This is a genomic window from Streptomyces sp. NPDC005181 (genome assembly GCF_040608395.1).
Taxonomy (GTDB): Bacteria; Actinomycetota; Actinomycetes; order Streptomycetales; family Streptomycetaceae; genus Streptomyces.
The window spans coordinates 71,485-87,360 of sequence record NZ_JBEXID010000030.1; the positions used below are offsets into that span (position 1 = coordinate 71,485).

General features: G+C 67.7%; 13 protein-coding genes and 1 tRNA gene. 4 read left to right on the top strand and 10 right to left on the bottom strand.

The features are described 5' to 3' along the window. Positions 1-56: 56 nt before the first annotated feature. From ABZV38_RS20555 to ABZV38_RS20590, 8 genes are all read right to left on the bottom strand, one after another. Positions 57-1,160, bottom strand: a complete 1,104-nt coding sequence (locus ABZV38_RS20555; RefSeq protein WP_356328908.1) for an LCP family protein — start codon at positions 1,158-1,160, stop codon at positions 57-59. Positions 1,161-1,528: 368 nt separating this feature from the next. Beyond that, a complete protein-coding gene (rho, locus tag ABZV38_RS20560; protein ID WP_356328910.1) occupies positions 1,529-3,574 on the bottom strand; it encodes a transcription termination factor Rho in 2,046 nt (681 codons plus the stop codon). 384 nt (positions 3,575-3,958) lie between these two features. After that, complete coding sequence (gene thrB / locus ABZV38_RS20565) at positions 3,959-4,876, bottom strand: homoserine kinase (protein ID WP_356328912.1); 918 nt, start codon at positions 4,874-4,876, stop codon at positions 3,959-3,961. A gap of 256 nt (positions 4,877-5,132) precedes the next feature. Then, a complete protein-coding gene (thrC, locus tag ABZV38_RS20570) occupies positions 5,133-6,206 on the bottom strand; it encodes a threonine synthase (protein ID WP_356328914.1) in 1,074 nt (357 codons plus the stop codon). Between the two features lie 6 nt (positions 6,207-6,212). Next, entirely contained in the window at positions 6,213-7,511 is a 1,299-nt protein-coding gene (locus tag ABZV38_RS20575; RefSeq protein WP_356328931.1) for a homoserine dehydrogenase, read from the bottom strand. A gap of 99 nt (positions 7,512-7,610) precedes the next feature. Further along, positions 7,611-9,002, bottom strand: a complete 1,392-nt coding sequence (gene lysA, locus ABZV38_RS20580; RefSeq protein WP_356328916.1) for a diaminopimelate decarboxylase — start codon at positions 9,000-9,002, stop codon at positions 7,611-7,613. Between the two features lie 24 nt (positions 9,003-9,026). Then, positions 9,027-10,091, bottom strand: coding sequence for an ArgS-related anticodon-binding protein NrtL (gene nrtL, locus ABZV38_RS20585; RefSeq protein WP_356328918.1), 1,065 nt, complete (start codon positions 10,089-10,091; stop codon positions 9,027-9,029). A gap of 55 nt (positions 10,092-10,146) precedes the next feature. Then, positions 10,147-10,629 (bottom strand): response regulator, encoded by a 483-nt coding sequence (locus tag ABZV38_RS20590; protein ID WP_356328933.1) that lies wholly within the window; start codon positions 10,627-10,629, stop codon positions 10,147-10,149. Positions 10,630-10,790: 161 nt separating this feature from the next. On the opposite strand from ABZV38_RS20590, the gene ABZV38_RS20595 reads away from it, so the two are divergent. Continuing rightward, positions 10,791-10,862, top strand: a tRNA-Arg gene (locus ABZV38_RS20595). Between the two features lie 392 nt (positions 10,863-11,254). Here the strand turns inward: ABZV38_RS20595 and ABZV38_RS20600 are convergent. Beyond that, the gene (locus tag ABZV38_RS20600) at positions 11,255-11,485 is read right to left on the bottom strand and encodes a hypothetical protein (RefSeq protein ID WP_356328920.1); all 231 of its coding nucleotides are present in this window, start codon (positions 11,483-11,485) and stop codon (positions 11,255-11,257) included. 232 nt (positions 11,486-11,717) lie between these two features. Then, a complete protein-coding gene (locus ABZV38_RS20605) occupies positions 11,718-12,110 on the bottom strand; it encodes a hypothetical protein (protein ID WP_356328921.1) in 393 nt (130 codons plus the stop codon). 406 nt (positions 12,111-12,516) lie between these two features. Here ABZV38_RS20605 and ABZV38_RS20610 point away from each other — a divergent pair, with 406 nt between their 5' ends. From ABZV38_RS20610 to ABZV38_RS20620, 3 genes are all read left to right on the top strand, one after another. Beyond that, entirely contained in the window at positions 12,517-13,326 is an 810-nt protein-coding gene (locus tag ABZV38_RS20610) for a transposase family protein (RefSeq protein ID WP_356328923.1), read from the top strand. Positions 13,327-13,970: 644 nt separating this feature from the next. Beyond that, a complete protein-coding gene (locus ABZV38_RS20615) occupies positions 13,971-14,336 on the top strand; it encodes a hypothetical protein (protein WP_356328924.1) in 366 nt (121 codons plus the stop codon). Positions 14,337-14,926: 590 nt separating this feature from the next. Further along, a complete protein-coding gene (locus tag ABZV38_RS20620) occupies positions 14,927-15,637 on the top strand; it encodes a hypothetical protein (RefSeq protein WP_356328926.1) in 711 nt (236 codons plus the stop codon). The last annotated feature ends 239 nt before the right edge of the window (positions 15,638-15,876 follow it).

The following is a 15,876-nucleotide window of genomic DNA, read 5'->3' on the forward strand; positions in this document are numbered from 1 at the left end:
ATTCCCGGGCGTTCGGGAACGTTCCGCGCATGCCGGGTCACCGGACCGCCGTGGTCCTACTGGACGACTTTGCCGGCATCCCCCTTGTCGCCGGCCGACTTCTCGGTGGCGGAGGCGGGGATCGGCTTGTCCTGCTCGAGGGCGGTCCACACCTGCTGTGCGGACTCCTCCAGCGGTACGACGCGGTTCGGGTCGGCCGGGTCGTACTGCACGGGCAGCGTGACCATGTGGACGTTCCTCGAGCCGAGACCCTTGAGACCGTTGGCGAAGCCCGTGAGCTCCTTGACCGAACCCAGGTCGGAGTCGGTGGTGATGGCCTTGGTCGCCGTGTCGGCGAGGCCGAACAGTGTCTTCGGGTCCGAGAACACCCCGACACTCCTCGCCTGCTCCATCAGCGCCTTGATGAAGGCCTGCTGGAGCTGGATGCGGCCGAGGTCGCTGCCGTCGCCGACGCTCTTGCGGGTGCGGACCAGGCCGAGCGACTCCTCGCCGTCGAGGGTGTGGGTGCCGGGCAGCAGATTCAGATGGCTCTTGGCGTCGTTGATCGCCTGAGTGGTGGTGATCTCGACGCCGCCCAGCTCGTCGATGACCTTCTTGAAGCCGGTGAAGTCGACCTCGAGGTAGTGGTCCATACGGATGCCGGACATCGACTCGACGGTCTTGACCGCGCAGGCCGGTCCGCCGACCTCGTACGCCGTGTTGAACATAGCCCGCTGCTCACCCGGTACGGTCTCGCCGGTGGTGTCGCTCGTGCAGTCGGGGCGGGTGACGAGGGTGTCGCGCGGGACGGAGACGATGCTCGCGGTCTTGTGGCCCTCGTTGAGGTGCACGACCATCGCGGTGTCCGAGCGGGCGGTGCCTTCGTCCGCGCCGTACTCGGAGTTCGCGCCGGAGCGGGAGTCGGAGCCGAGAACGAGGATGTCCTGCGAGCCGTTGTCGACATCGGCGGGGCGGTTCTTGCCCAGCGCGGCGTTGATGTCGACAGCCTTGAGATTTCCGTTGAGCTTGAGGTACGCGTATCCCAGGCCCGTACCGCCCAGGACGACCACACCGGCCACCGTCCAGGCGGCTATGACCGTCGCCCTGCGGCGGCCGGAAGGCTGCTTCCGGCGCTTGCCGGTGCCGCGTATTCGGCCGTTGCTCCCGCTCTGCCCGGTCATCCGTCTCCTCGATCCTCACCTGCCCCCGGCTACCCCTGCAGTGGTGTCCGGGCACTGGCTCTGTCGCTTTGTCGCTATGCAGTACGACGTGGTGGCTCAAAAAAGGGTTGCACAGCGCCCTGTCGGGACCGGGTGAGGACGGAGCCCGCGCGCGGCAGCGGGGAACGGTCGGTGATCCTGCGCTCACCTGCGGTTTCTTGCCCGTTACAGACATCGCCGGGGCGTGGAACGCAACGGTCGCCGTGTGGCCAAGGTCTCGGATCGGGCGGATCCGCCGAAAGGCCGGAAATCAATGAACCGGAACAGGGCCGCCCCCGTCACCGAGGTGACGGGGGCGGCCCTGTGACGACTGTCTGAGCGGTACGACGTCAGTCGTTGTTGCCCGGGGAGGGCGTCGTCTTCTGGATCTGGAGCAGGAACTCCGCGTTGGACTGGGTCTTCTTCATCCTGTCCAGGAGCAGCTCGATCGCCTGCTGCTGGTCGAGTGCGTGCAGCACCCGGCGCAGCTTCCAGACAATGGCCAACTCGTCGCTGCCGAGCAGGATTTCTTCCTTACGGGTGCTGGACGCGTCGACGTCCACCGCCGGGAAGATGCGCTTGTCCGAGAGCTTCCGGTCGAGCTTGAGCTCCATGTTGCCGGTGCCCTTGAACTCCTCGAAGATCACCTCGTCCATGCGCGAGCCGGTCTCGACGAGCGCGGTGGCCAGGATGGTCAGCGAACCGCCGTCCTCGATGTTGCGTGCAGCACCGAAGAAGCGCTTCGGCGGGTACAGCGCGGTCGAGTCGACACCACCGGACAGGATGCGACCGGATGCCGGGGCCGCGAGGTTGTACGCGCGGCCGAGGCGGGTGATCGAGTCCAGCAGGACGACCACGTCGTGACCCAGCTCGACGAGACGCTTGGCGCGCTCGATGGCCAGCTCGGCGACGGTGGTGTGGTCCTCGGCGGGACGGTCGAAGGTTGAGGAGATGACCTCGCCCTTCACCGACCGCTGCATGTCGGTGACCTCTTCCGGACGCTCGTCGACCAGGACGACCATCAGGTGGCACTCGGGGCTGTTGACGGTGATCGCGTTGGCGATCGCCTGCAGGATCATGGTCTTGCCGGTCTTCGGCGGGGCCACGATCAGACCACGCTGGCCCTTGCCGATCGGTGCCACCAGGTCGATGATCCGCGTCGTCAGGATGTTGGAGTCGGTCTCCAGACGGAGCCGGTCCTGGGGGTAGAGCGGGGTCAGCTTCTGGAACTCCGGACGGCCGCGACCGGATTCGGGCGCCATGCCGTTGACCGAGTCGAGGCGGACCAGCGCGTTGAACTTCTCGCGGCGCTCGCCGTCCTTGGGCTGGCGCACCGCACCGGTGACGTGGTCACCCTTGCGCAGGCCGTTCTTGCGGACCTGGGCGAGCGAGACGTACACGTCGTTCGGGCCCGGCAGGTAGCCGGAGGTCCGGATGAACGCGTAGTTGTCGAGGATGTCCAGGATGCCCGCGACGGGGATCAGGACGTCGTCGTCGGAGACCGGCGGCGCGTCGCTCGCGAAGTCGTCGCGGCCACGGCGGCCACGGCGGTCACGGTAGCGGCCGCGACGGCCGCGACGGCCGCCTGCCTCGTCGTCGTAACCGTCGTCCTGCGGTCCGCCGCCACCCTGCTGGCCCTGACCCTGACCCTGACCCTGACCCTGGCTCTGTCCCTGGCCCTGGCGCTGCTGGCGCTGGCCGCCCTGCTGGCCCTGGCCACCGCCCTGCTCGTCGCCCTTGCCACGGCGGTCGCGCTGACGGTCACGGCGGTCGCCACGCTCACCGCGGTCGCCACGCTCACCGCGGTCGCCACGCTGACCGCGGCGGCCTTCGGCGGTGTCCACGGCGGTTTCGGCCTTCGCCTCGGCGCGGTCCTCGCCCTTCGGCTCGGCCTGCGTCTCCACCTTGGCCTCGGCCTTGGGCTCCGCCTTGACGTCCGGGCTGCCCGCCTGCGCGGTCGCACGGCGCCGACGACGCTCACCCGTGGGCTGGTCGTCGCTGGCCGGCTGGCCGGGGATGTCGATCTGCTGCTGGGCCGTGGCCTTCTCGGCGGGCGCGGCGGCGGACTCGTCCCCGGTGCGCGTCTTGGAGGTGGCGCGGCGCTTCGGCTTGGTCTCGGCGTCCGCGGCGGCGGGCGCTGCGGCAGCCTTGGGCGCAGCGCTGCCGCCCTGCGCCTCCTTGATGACCTCGATCAGCTGGCTCTTGCGCATCCGCGCAGTGCCCTTGATGCCGAGGCCGGACGCGACCTGCTGCAGCTCGGCCAGGACCATGCCATCGAGGCCGGTGCCGGAGCGGCGGCGCCGTGCGGTGGTGCCAGTGGCAGCACCTTCGGCGGGCGCGGTGCTGTCGACGGTCTTGTCGGCAGTCACGCCCATCAGATCGGTGGTGTCGCTCACGAAGGGTCCTTCCCTGGAGCGGACGTCGGCCTTCTGGCTCGGCGACCGGTTGTGCTGTCCGACTGCGGTCTTTGGATCTTGCGGACCGTGCCGGGGCGGTGGTCCGCCGGGTACGGCGGAGAGATGAATGTGCAAGGGTCCGGCGCGAGCATCCCCCTGCTCGGCCCACTCCTGGACAAGCGAGGGGTGTCGTGCCGGTTCCGGAGCGTGCTCGAAACTGCTCAGGCAGGCTGCTCAGGCAGTTAGGGAGGCTCTCGGAAGAAATGGTGGCCCCGGAAAGGGACACGAAGCAACGCGCCACATAGACGTCGGTTGCAGACTTGAGGTTAACACTACCGGCTCCAACAAACATTCCCCCTCTCACTCACCGGCAATCACTTCTCGCTACGGGGCGAGCGGCAGCACGCTCGCACCCGAGGCGTCGAGAGTGAGCCGGTTGGCCGCCCATCCCTCGCCCGCCAGCCGTGCGACCTTGTCGGCCGCACCGTCCTCGGCCAGCGCGAGCACGGTCGGCCCGGCACCGGAGATGACTGCAGGGACGCCGTCGGCGCGCAGTCGGTTCACAAGTTCCACGCTCTCGGGCATTGCGGGGGCGCGGTATTCCTGGTGCAGCCGGTCCTCGGACGCGGCGAGCAGCAGCTCGGGGCGCCGGGTCATGGCCTCGACCAGGAGGGCCGCACGGCCGGCGTTGAACGCGGCGTCGACGTGCGGGACGGTGCGCGGCAGCAGTCCGCGGGCGGTCTCGGTGAGTACCGGCTTGCCGGGGACGAAAACCACCGGAACGATGGAATCCGAGGGATCCATCCTGATCGCACGGGCGGCCCCGCCGTCCATCCAGGCCAGCGTGAAGCCGCCGAGCAGGCACGCCGCGACATTGTCGGGATGGCCCTCGATCTCGGTGGCGAGCTCCAGCAGTGCCGCGTCGTCGAGCCGGGCGTCGCCGCCGGTCGTCACGGCGCGGGCCGCGACAATACCGGCGCAGATGGCCGCGGAGGAGGAGCCGAGCCCACGCCCGTGCGGGATGCGGTTGGCGCAGACGATCTCCAGGCCGCGGGGCTGTCCGCCGAGCAGGTCGAAGGCCGTGCGCAGGGAACGCACGAGAAGGTGGCTCTCGTCGCGGGGCAGGGTGTCGGCACCCTCGCCGGCGATGTCGATGTGCAGACCGGAGTCGGCGACGCGGACGACGACGTCGTCGTACAGCCCCAGCGACAGGCCGAGGGCGTCAAAACCCGGGCCCAGGTTGGCGCTGGTAGCGGGGACGCGCACCCGGACGGCGGCGGCTCGGAAGGCGGGACCGGCCATCGCTTCGACGACTCTCCTTGTGAGGCAGTGGGGATTGTGGCGGCGGGGATTGTGGCGGCGGATATGTCGTAAGCCTGTGGAGAATCCGACGGCCACGAGGGCAACACCGCGGCAATTGCGGCGGGACGGGTTGACTACAGCTTATCGAAGGAAGGTTCCGTCGCGACATAGGGCGCACAGGAGGCGCACGATGCGTGTCGCACGCCTCCTATGCGCTCTCCACTCCGAATAGGGACGGTTGAGCTGCCGATGTCTTTTACTGCACGAGGCCGAGCTTCTCCGCGGCCGTGGCCGCGTCGACCGGTACGGTGACGGGCTGCGGGGCGCCCGCGACGGCCCAGTCGGGATCCTTCAGACCGTTGCCGGTGACCGTGCAGACGATCTTCTGGCCGGGGTCGACCTTGCCCTCTTCGGCGGCCTTGAGCAGACCGGCGACCGATGCGGCCGAGGCGGGCTCGACGAAAACACCCTCCTGCGAGGCCAACAGGCGGTAGGCAGCGAGAATTTGACGGTCTGTCACCTCGTCAATGAAGCCGCCCGACTCGTCGCGCGCGTCCAGCGCGTACTGCCAGGAGGCCGGGTTGCCGATCCGAATGGCGGTGGCGATGGTCGACGGGTCCTTGACGATCTCGCCGCGGACGATGGGCGCGGAACCCGAGGCCTGGAAACCCCACATACGCGGCTTGTGCGTGGACATGGCATCCGCGGCGTACTCCGTGTAACCCTTCCAGTACGCGGTGATGTTGCCCGCGTTGCCGACCGGGAGGACATGGACGTCAGGGGCGTCGCCGAGCGCGTCGACGATCTCGAACGCCGCGGTCTTCTGACCCTCGATACGGACCGGATTGACCGAATTGACCAGCACCACCGGGTAGTTGTCCGAGAGCGAGCGGGCCAGCGTCAGGCAGTCGTCGAAGTTGCCGTCGACCTGGAGGATCTTGGCGCCGTGGACGAGCGCCTGGCCCATCTTGCCGAGCGCGATCTTGCCCTGCGGCACGAGGACGGCGCAGACCATGCCGGCCCGCACCGCGTATGCGGCGGCGGAGGCGGAGGTATTGCCGGTGGAGGCGCAGATGACGGCCTTGGCGCCCTCCTCCTTGGCCCGGCTGATCGCCATCGTCATACCGCGGTCCTTGAAGGACCCGGTGGGGTTGGCGCCCTCCACCTTGAGGTGCACCTCGCAGCCCGTGCGCTCGGAGAGGACCTGAGCGGGGACGAGCGGCGTACCGCCCTCACGAAGCGTGACGACCGGCGTCGTGCTCGTGACCGGAAGACGGTCCCGGTACTCCTCGATGATGCCGCGCCACTGGTGGGTGCCCTTGCTGGTCATGGGTCCTTACTCCCCTTCAACACGCATGATGCTGGCGACACCGCGCACGGTGTCGAGCTTGCGCAGCGCCTCGACGGTCGCCGAGAGGGCGGCGTCGGGCGCGCGGTGGGTGACGACGACGAGAGATGCCTCGCCGCCTCCGTCCTGGCGGCTTTGCTGGCGGACCGTATCGATGGATACGCCCTGTTCGGCGAAGACCGTCGCAACCTGGGCGAGTACGCCAGGCTTGTCGGCCACGTCGAGACTGATGTGGTACCGCGTGACGACCTCGCCCATGGGGCTGACCGGCAGACGCGTGTACGCGGACTCACCCGGGCCGGTGGCCTCGTTGAGCTTGTTGCGGCAGACCGCGACCAGGTCGCCGAGGACCGCGGAGGCGGTCGGCGAACCGCCCGCGCCGGGGCCGTAGAACATCAGCTGCCCGGCGGCCTCCGCCTCGACGAAGACCGCATTGTACGCCTCGCGGACGGAGGCCAGCGGATGGCTGAGCGGGATCATCGCCGGGTGCACACGCGCGGTGACGGACCGGCCGTCGGTGGCGCGCTCGCAGATGGCGAGGAGTTTGACGGTGCAGCCCATGCGGCGGGCCGAGGCGATATCGGCCGCGGTGACCTCGGTGATGCCCTCGCGGTGCACCTCGCCGATCCTCACCCGGGTGTGGAAGGCGATTCCGGCGAGGATCGCGGCCTTGGCGGCGGCGTCGAAGCCCTCGACGTCGGCGGTCGGGTCGGCCTCGGCGTACCCGAGGGCGGTGGCCTCGTCGAGTGCCTCGGAGTAGCCCGCGCCGCTGGTGTCCATCTTGTCGAGGATGAAGTTGGTCGTGCCGTTGACGATACCCAGCACCCGGTTGACCTTGTCACCGGCGAGGGACTCGCGCAGCGGCCGCACGAGCGGGATGGCACCGGCCACGGCCGCCTCGTAATAGAGGTCCCGGCCGTACTGCTCGGCGGCGGCGTGCAGAGCGGCACCGTCCTCGGCGAGCAACGCCTTGTTGGCGGAGACGACGCTCGCGCCGTGCTCGAAGGCGGTGGTGATGAGCGCGCGGGCCGGCTCGATGCCGCCGATGACCTCGATGACGACGTCGATGTCGCCGCGTTTGACCAGGGCGGTCGCATCGGTGGTGATCAGCGCGGGGTCGATCCCCTCCCGCACCTTGGACGGCCGGCGGACGGCGACACCGGCGAGCTCGATGGGCGCGCCGATACGCGCGGCGAGGTCGTCGGCGTGCGTCGTCATGATGCGCGCCACCTCTGAGCCGACCACTCCACAGCCCAGCAGCGCCACCTTCAGCGGACGCGTACGCATCATCCGACCTCGTTTCTCATACATGCTCACGTGTGGACCAGTCTCACTCACTGGACGGGAGTTTCTGCTACCCGTCCGGATCCTGAGACATCTATTTCATCAGCCGACATCAAGACGCAGGAGATCTTCCTCCGTCTCGCGCCGGACGATCACCCGCGCCGCTCCGTCGCGCACGGCGACGACAGGCGGGCGCAGTGCGTGGTTGTAATTGCTCGCCATCGAGCGGCAGTAGGCGCCGGTGGCGGGCACGGCGATCAGATCGCCGGGCGCGAGGTCGGACGGCAGGAACGCGTCCTTGACCACGATGTCACCGCTCTCGCAGTGCTTGCCGACGACGCGTACGAGCATCGGTTCGGCGTCGGAGCGTCGGGAGACGAGCGCGACGGAGTACTCGGCGTCGTACAGCGCGGTGCGGATGTTGTCCGACATGCCGCCGTCGACGCTGACGTACGTGCGCAGCCCTTCGAGGTGCTTGATGGTGCCGACCTCGTACAGCGTGAACGCGGTGGGTCCGACGATGGCGCGCCCCGGCTCGACCGAGATCCGCGGGGTCACGAGACCGGCCGCCTCGCACTCGCGGGTCACGATGTCGCCGAGCGCCTTGGCGATCTCGTGCGGCTCGCGCGGGTCGTCGTCGGAGGTGTACGCGATGCCCAGACCGCCGCCGAGGTCGATCTCCGGCAGCTCGACACCGTGCTCGTCGCGCACCTCGGCGAGGAGCTGGACCACGCGGCGGGCGGAGACCTCGAAGCCGGCCATGTCGAAGATCTGCGAGCCGATGTGCGAGTGGATTCCGATGAGTTCCAGCCCGTCGAGCGTGAGCGTCCGGCGCACCGCCTCGGCGGCCTGTCCCCCGGCCAGCGCGATGCCGAACTTCTGGTCCTCGTGTGCGGTGGCGATGAACTCGTGGGTGTGCGCCTCGACGCCGACCGTCACCCGGATCTGGACGCGCTGCCGCTTGCCGAGCCGCTGCGCGATGTGCGAGACGCGGACGATCTCCTGGAACGAGTCGAGCACGATCCGCCCGACGCCGACCTGGGCGGCCCGCTCGATCTCGGCGACGGTCTTGTTGTTGCCGTGGAAGGCGATGCGCTCGGCGGGCATTCCGGCGTCGAGCGCGGTGGTCAGCTCGCCGCCGGAGCAGACGTCGAGGTTGAGCCCCTCCTCCTTGAGCCAGCGCACGACGGCCCGCGACAGGAACGCCTTGCCGGCGTAGAAGACATCGGCGCCCGGTCCGAACGCGTCGACCCAGGCGCGGCAGCGGGCGCGGAAGTCGCTCTCGTCGAGGAAGTAGGCGGGGGTGCCGAATTCCTCGGCCAGCCGGGTCACTTCGATCCCGCCGACGGTGACGGCGCCGTCGTCGTTGCGGGAGACGGTGCGGGCCCAGACCTTCTCGTCGAGGGCGTTGAGGTCGGCGGGCGGGGCTGTGTAGTGCCCCTCGGTCAGGACGTCGGCGTGACGGGGACCGGCGGGGTGCGCGGATCGGCTCATGGTGTTGCTCTGCTCTCAGATCTCTCAGAGGTGTTCGGGTGCGCTGATACCGAGCAGGGACAGGCCGCCTGCGAGCACCGTCCCGGCGGCTTCGGCAACGGCCAGCCGGGAGCGGTGGGCGGCCGAGGGTTTCTCGTCGCCGATGGGCAGCGGCGACGCGGAGTCCTGGAAGGCGAAGAAGGCGTGCGCGACGTCTTCGAGATGCCGGGCGAGCCGGTCGGGCGCGCGGTGGCGGGCAGCGGCGGCGAGGGCATCGGGGTAGTCGGCCAGCGCGCGCAGCAGTGCGGGTGCATCGACATCCTCGTCGTACGAGCTGTCGAATCCGAGGAGCGCGGCGCCACGGGTGAGCGCGCGGGCCCGGGAGTGGGCGTAGCGGACGAGGAACAGCGGATTGCCGGCGCTCTGCACGAGCAGCTCGTCGCCGAGCGGGGCCCGGTCGTGCCCGGCCGGCCGCAGCAGCCCCCACCGGGCGGCATCGGGCCCGAGCCGCGCCAGCAGCTCGCCCGCGGCGGCACCGGCGGGAACGGGCCGGACGACGGCAGGCGACGCAGCCGGCTCCCCGGGGGCGTCGATGTCGACCCCCAGCCGCGTCCAGTCGGGGTCGGGCGTCCCGTCGCAGCTGGTACGCACCAACGCGCCCTGGGTGCGCGCGATGGTACGCAGCGCGTGGGCGGTGACAGCGGCCCGGACCTCGCGGGCATGACCCAACTGAAGGACGTCCGCGGCGAGTGCGTCCCCGTGCCCGTACCGGGCCCCTCGCGCCAGCACATCGCGTACGAGGGCATCGCGCGCCCGGGCATCCGCCGACGCGTCGAGCGTGAAGTTCAGGAACCCGGGCCCGGTGACCTCGACCCGCCCGATGCCTGGTGCACCGGCGACCCGGTCCCGCAGGATCTCGGCGACCTCCCGGGCCGGCCGCGCGGCGGCCCCGGCCAGCTGGAGCGCAACGGCACAGGCGTAGTCCCCGCTTCCGCCGGGCCGTGTCCGCTCCACCCGCACGCGCGCGGGCACGGGCGCACGCAAGGCGTCCTCGTCGACCGCGCGACGCACAGCGCGCAGCACGGTCCTGGAGAGATCGGCGGGGGTCACGGGACAAGCGTAGGGGAGGGAGGGGGGCGTTCCGCGACCCGGTTTCACCATGCGGTCAGCCCGCGGCGCTCTCGGCTCTCCCGGCACCTTGTCTGCCGTCGAGCGACGCCGGGTCCTCCCTGTTCGCCAACTGCCGTACGAGCCGTACCAGCTCGCTCGGCTCGAAGGGCTTCGCCAGGAACGCGTCGACCCCCGCTGCGACAGCGTTGTCAACCTCGTACTGCGTACAGGCACTGACGATCGCGACGGGCAGATGTCTGGTCCGCGGATCGGAGCGCAGGCGGGTGGCGGTCTGCAGACCGTCGAGCCGGGGCATGACGACATCCAGGGTGATCACATCGGGACAGACCCGATGCACCAGATCCAGACACTCGACACCATCGGCCGCGGTCACGACCTCGAAGCCCTCAAGCTCGAGATTGACCCTGATCAACTGCCGGATGACCTTGTTGTCGTCGACAACAAGCACGCGGCCACACGCCCCTGACACACTCCGAGAGTAGGTGGGGCGTAGGGGCCGCGTCCGGGTTTTGCCCATTTCCGGCCCCGGACGGGTGGCGTGCGGGTGGCACATGGACGGCACGGCGGAGGGCATGGCGGCCGACGTGACGCGGACGGTGACCGCATGGAAATACCTGTTCACGGACACCCCACGGAAGCTGGTAGTGTTTCACCCGTCGCAGAGCAGTGCAGCGACACGCCCCCGTAGCTCAGGGGATAGAGCATCGGCCTCCGGAGCCGGGTGCGCAGGTTCGAATCCTGCCGGGGGCACTTGCGCCAGACCAGCACGATCACGTTGCTGACCAGGCAAAGTGCCAGACTTCAAGAGCCGGATCCAGTCTCACTGGGTCCGGCTCTTTGTCGTTCTCCAGCACTGACGCGAGTGAGTGGCGAGTGAGATCGCCGCAGAAGCGCGAACCTGTTGAGATGCGTGGTCCTTCGCCGGGCCATCCTGCCCAACCACAACAGGCCTGGGTGGATCGAGAGCAGCGGCTCCGCGGAACACCCGCATGATCGAACCGGTTAGGTTTGCGCAAACTCCAAGTGGAGAAGTCGAGATCGAGTCAATGAGGTTTTCTCAGCGAAATGCGCCTCGGGGGCCGGTGGTGGACAGACGTGAAGCCCCTGCCGCATCCGGCACACAACCCGAGCCGCCCTCACCCTCAACCACCAGTAAAAGTGATCTTCATTGAGAAAACCTCACTGACCGACTCGGGTCGGTTCTTCTTGACCAGGTCCCGCCACTGCGGGCTGTCCCGGGGCCACACGTCTTCCGCGTACTCGGAGAGATGCCCGGTCGCTATCGCATCCTTCACACGCCTCATATGCGCGGCTTCCAGCTGAGGGTCCATCCGAATGCGGCCCGCCCGCTCGGTTCGAACGGTCATCTCCACACCCTTGATCCTCAGGCATGTTTCTCGAACATCACGAGTGTTCACATCTTCCCTTCCGTGAGAGTACATGGAAAAGGCCCGGGGCTCTTTACCTGCCCCGGGCCTCTCGAGAAAGGGTTCTTGCTTAGGACCCGCAAGCCTCCCCTGTAGATGTCGCTGTGGTTGACGTCTTGCTCGCGGTCACACGAAACGCGCCCCCTTCCCGAGTTGTTCGGGGAGGGGGCGCGTTGGGTCAGTATGCAGCGACCCCATAAGCGCTACCGCTGTAGAATTTAAGATAGAACTTGGTGCCGTCCTTGACGTCGGTGGCCGCCAACGTCCACGTGTTGGCCCGAACTTCGTGACCCCCGTTGCAGTACTCCGGGCCACTCGATGGCAAAAAGCAGGTTTCTACCGTGTTCTGACCAGTCACCTTGACGTTGATGTCGCCGCAGTTGGACGTGGTGAAACGGTAGCCGGTGATGGGCCACCGCCCATTGTCGTCCGTGCCATTGATGCTCTTGGCGCTGCCATAACAGGACGTGACCCCGGACGTGGCCGCGGTGGCCGAACCACCAGCGGTCATGAAACCAGCCGCCAGCACGGCAACAGCCAGAACCCTCACGGCACGTGAATGGATACGCATGCTTTCCCTCTCTCGTAGGCACCGGTGAAGCGGTGCACAGAGTCAAGAAGGTGTATGGCCCCGCTGGGTAGTCGACTTTAAGCCAATCATGCCGAACCGTCCCCAGAAATCCGCCGAAACCAGCCTTGCGCTTCCATTAACCTCGCGCTTTCGTGAAGCGGGCTGTCCGAGGCTTGATCAGAAACGCGAGAAGTGCTCCTGACCTGCAACGATAGGACTTGTCGAGGGTCCAGATCGTGCCGTGAAAAGAAGCACTTCTCAGGTGAGCAAGCGCAGCGGGTCGTACGCGCGTGTCAGTGAGGTTCTCTCAGCGAAATGCGCCTCGGGGGCCGGTGGCGGACAGACGTGAAGCCCCTGGTAGGACGGTTCTCACCACAAGATCGTCCGCAGAACCAGAGGCTTCACGTTGGTCACCTATGCTGCCACGCTCGACGTCCCCCGCCACATCGTGGTGTACCTGTCCAGGCTGCTCGCCGCGCATCGCCGCGGTCTCAACACCCCGCGTGGGTCGCGAGCCCTGGGCACGTTCCGGCAGGCGGTCCTGGTGCTGCGCTGGTTCCGTGAGCGCGGCTGCGTGCACTGCCTGGCCTCGGACGCCGGCGTCTCGCAGGCCACCGGTTACCGCTACCTGCACGAGGGCATCGATGTCCTCGCGGCTCAAGCACCGGATCTGCACGAGGTGCTGGACCGCTGCCGTGAACAGGAGACGAGTCACGTGATCCCCGACGGCATGCTCATCGAGAGCGACCGCCTCGCCGGCACCCGGGACAACGGCAACGACTTGTGGTTCAGCCAGAAACACAAGAGTTTCGGCGGCAACGTCCAGTTCCTGTCCGCTCCCGACGGCACCCCATTGTGGGTCTCCGACGCCGAACCGGGATCCACCCCGGACATCACCGCAGCCCGGATGCACGTCCTACCCGCGCTGTACAAGGCGGCCGCCGACGGACTGCCGACCTTGGCCGACAAGGGCTACATCGGCGCCGGTATCGGCATCCACGTCCCGGTCCGTCGCCTGAAAGGGAAATCGGAATACGCTCTCGACGCCGACACCCGCACCACGAACACCCTGATCAGAGACCTCCGAGCCCTCGGCGAGCGCACAGCCGCCGAGCTCAAGGAACGCTGGCGCACGCTGAAGCGCGTCACCCTGAGTCCCTGCCGAATCGGCGACATAACCCGAGCCGCCCTCACCCTCAACCACCAGTGGAAGTGATCTTCATTGAGAAGACCTCAATTCGTTAGTAGTTGCTGGTCTCGAGTGTTCCTGCGTGTTTCCCTCTACCAGACAGAATAACCGTCTGGAAGATTTGAGGTGTTCGCGTGATATCGCTCAGTGTCCGGCGAGTGGTTGCAGCAGTCGGTATTACTGTGACAGCGGTCACTATTCCCGTGGTGACAGCGGGGGTAGCGAATGCGAGCCCGAGCCGGTGTGAAATATCATTGCAAAATGATGGATATGTTGTGGGGCCGAAAGTGAAGGCGACTTGTTCGAAGGCGGCTACCAGTAGGTCGTCAGCCTGGGCCGAAGTCCAGCGGGCATCGTGCCTGGCAAATCTCGTAAGCATAGGCGTTAAGAACGCTGATGCTAACCCCGCTTGCTATTCTTACTGAATTCTCGGGACACCTTCAGTCGGCGCGGTTTGTGGGCTACGTAGTATTCACCTAACCACTTATATGTCGTTTCTTATCCGCCCCGACAGCTCGGCGCCAGCAATTGAGCAGGCACCAAAGGAAACGACTTCTAAGCGCTTGCCCGAGCGGACGGGAGGCCTCACTGCCTCCCGAGCCGTCTGTCAGTGTCCGTCTGTACCGTCCCGCTCATGACTGAGAGACCCTCGAAAGCACTGGCGTGACGGAGTGGCTGAGGGAGCGCGCAAGCCGGGGGCCGGCACCATCACCGTGGAGGGCGCATTCACGGCGGACCTCTACCCTGTGTCACTCCTGGACGCGACCGACGAAGCCTTGGGCGCGTTCGAAAGTGCACTGGGGACTCTCCGCAGTCCCTCCGACGATGAGGTATTCGCAGCAGTGCAGCAGGTCGTACTCGACCTGAACGCCATTAATGATCAGCATGACGGTTCCGGTTACGAGACCGGCGAACGCGAAGAGCTCTGCCAGTACATCGATCAGGCGCTCACCGATCGCGGCATCGACGTCCCCGCACTCACCGCGAGGTACGGACTGGGGCGGTATGAGATCACGGACAAGTGGCGCGACTGGTAGGCGCCACCTCCGGGGCGTGCCAGCAAGTAGCCGGCGGCCGCGGACAGTCGCGATCTGCCGCAGGGCCGGCCAGCGCGGAGGCGTACTGCCCCTGGGACATGTCGCTTTCGGAGTCCTTGCGAAACGAACAAGTACAGGTTCCCCTGCGCGCCCCCGAATGAGTGGCGAGTGAGTTCACGTCCGGTCTGACCTCGGATGAGCGTTCTCCCGGCTCGGACGGCCAGTCGGGGCACACAGGTGCATGCCCTTCGGAGCCGGGTGCGCAGGTTCGAACCCTGCCGGGGCACTTCCGGATAGACCCTCTGCCCAGCGGAAACGCTGAGCAGAGGGTCTATCTCATGCCGTTGGATCCTGCCGGACGACGGCCTTTGCGCTGTGCGCTCCCGAGACCCCCATAGGCCTTCGACCTGCGGTTTCTCGTCGGCTCGGCAGGCGGCGGTGGGAGGGCGGTACCGCAACGACCACATCGAGTCGTCGGCCCCCTGACAGCCCCCAGGGGCAAGGCCGTCAAGGAGCGAGACACGCAGCCATCACGTCTGCGTCACGCCCGAAAAGCGAGACTGTGATCGCCCCAAGGAAAGGGAGAGATCATGCGACACAAGGGATACCTCGCACTGCTCGGCTTGCCGCTGGGCCTCTCGTCCATGCTGCTCTCGGGAGGCTCCGCGCAGGCCGCCGAGACCTCGGTCGCGGCTGCGCCCAGCGCTTCCTGCTCGACGATCGCCTTTGCGCCACCCAACCCCTTTGGCAACGTCGTGGGCGAGGGATTCAACGCAGGCGAATCGGTTCGAGTCTCGGCGGGCGGTCAAGTGATCGGCACCGCTCCGGCGAACGCTGCCACGATAGCCACGCTCAGCTCCGTGAATCTGTCGGCCCAGAGCTACTCTCTCCAGGGCCTGACCTCGGGAAAGACTGCCAGCTGCGCTGGTATGGCCGCGACTGGCACCACGCCTACCCCGACTGGAACCGAGCAGAACCCGACAGGGACCACGGGCACCGCTGCTGCTGTGAGGGCAGCGGGCTACAGCGACGGAAAGTCTGACGCCCTGAACACGTGTCAGTCGGGTCGTGCCGTGACCACGGCGCTTGAGCTCCAGCAAGGCCCCAAGACAGAGGAGTACTTCGCTGGTTACCGGGCAGGCCAACTGGACGCCCAAAGCCTCAGTGCCTGCGTCAACAAGCCCGCGACCCCGCCCAACCAGCCCAACCAGGCCAACCAGCCCAACCAGCCCAACCAGCCCAACGTCCAGAATCCAAATCAGCGCCGGGGCCAGGGGGAACGTCGCGGAGGCAACCGCTGAGGGCGTAGCGAGCCCCGATCCCGTGACACCTATGACGGGGGCGGTGGAACGTAGCCGCCCCCGCCAAGGCTCCGATTTCGGCCGGAACAGGCCCCACCAGCGTCTCCTGCCGGGGGCACCGCAGTGCGGGGGCCAACAGGCTCTCTGACACGGCAGCTGTAGATGCGGTCGTGTGACGCGTCGGTGCTGGCCAGCTGGGTGATGGGGCGCCTGCGGGCATGAGTACGGCCACCGTGATC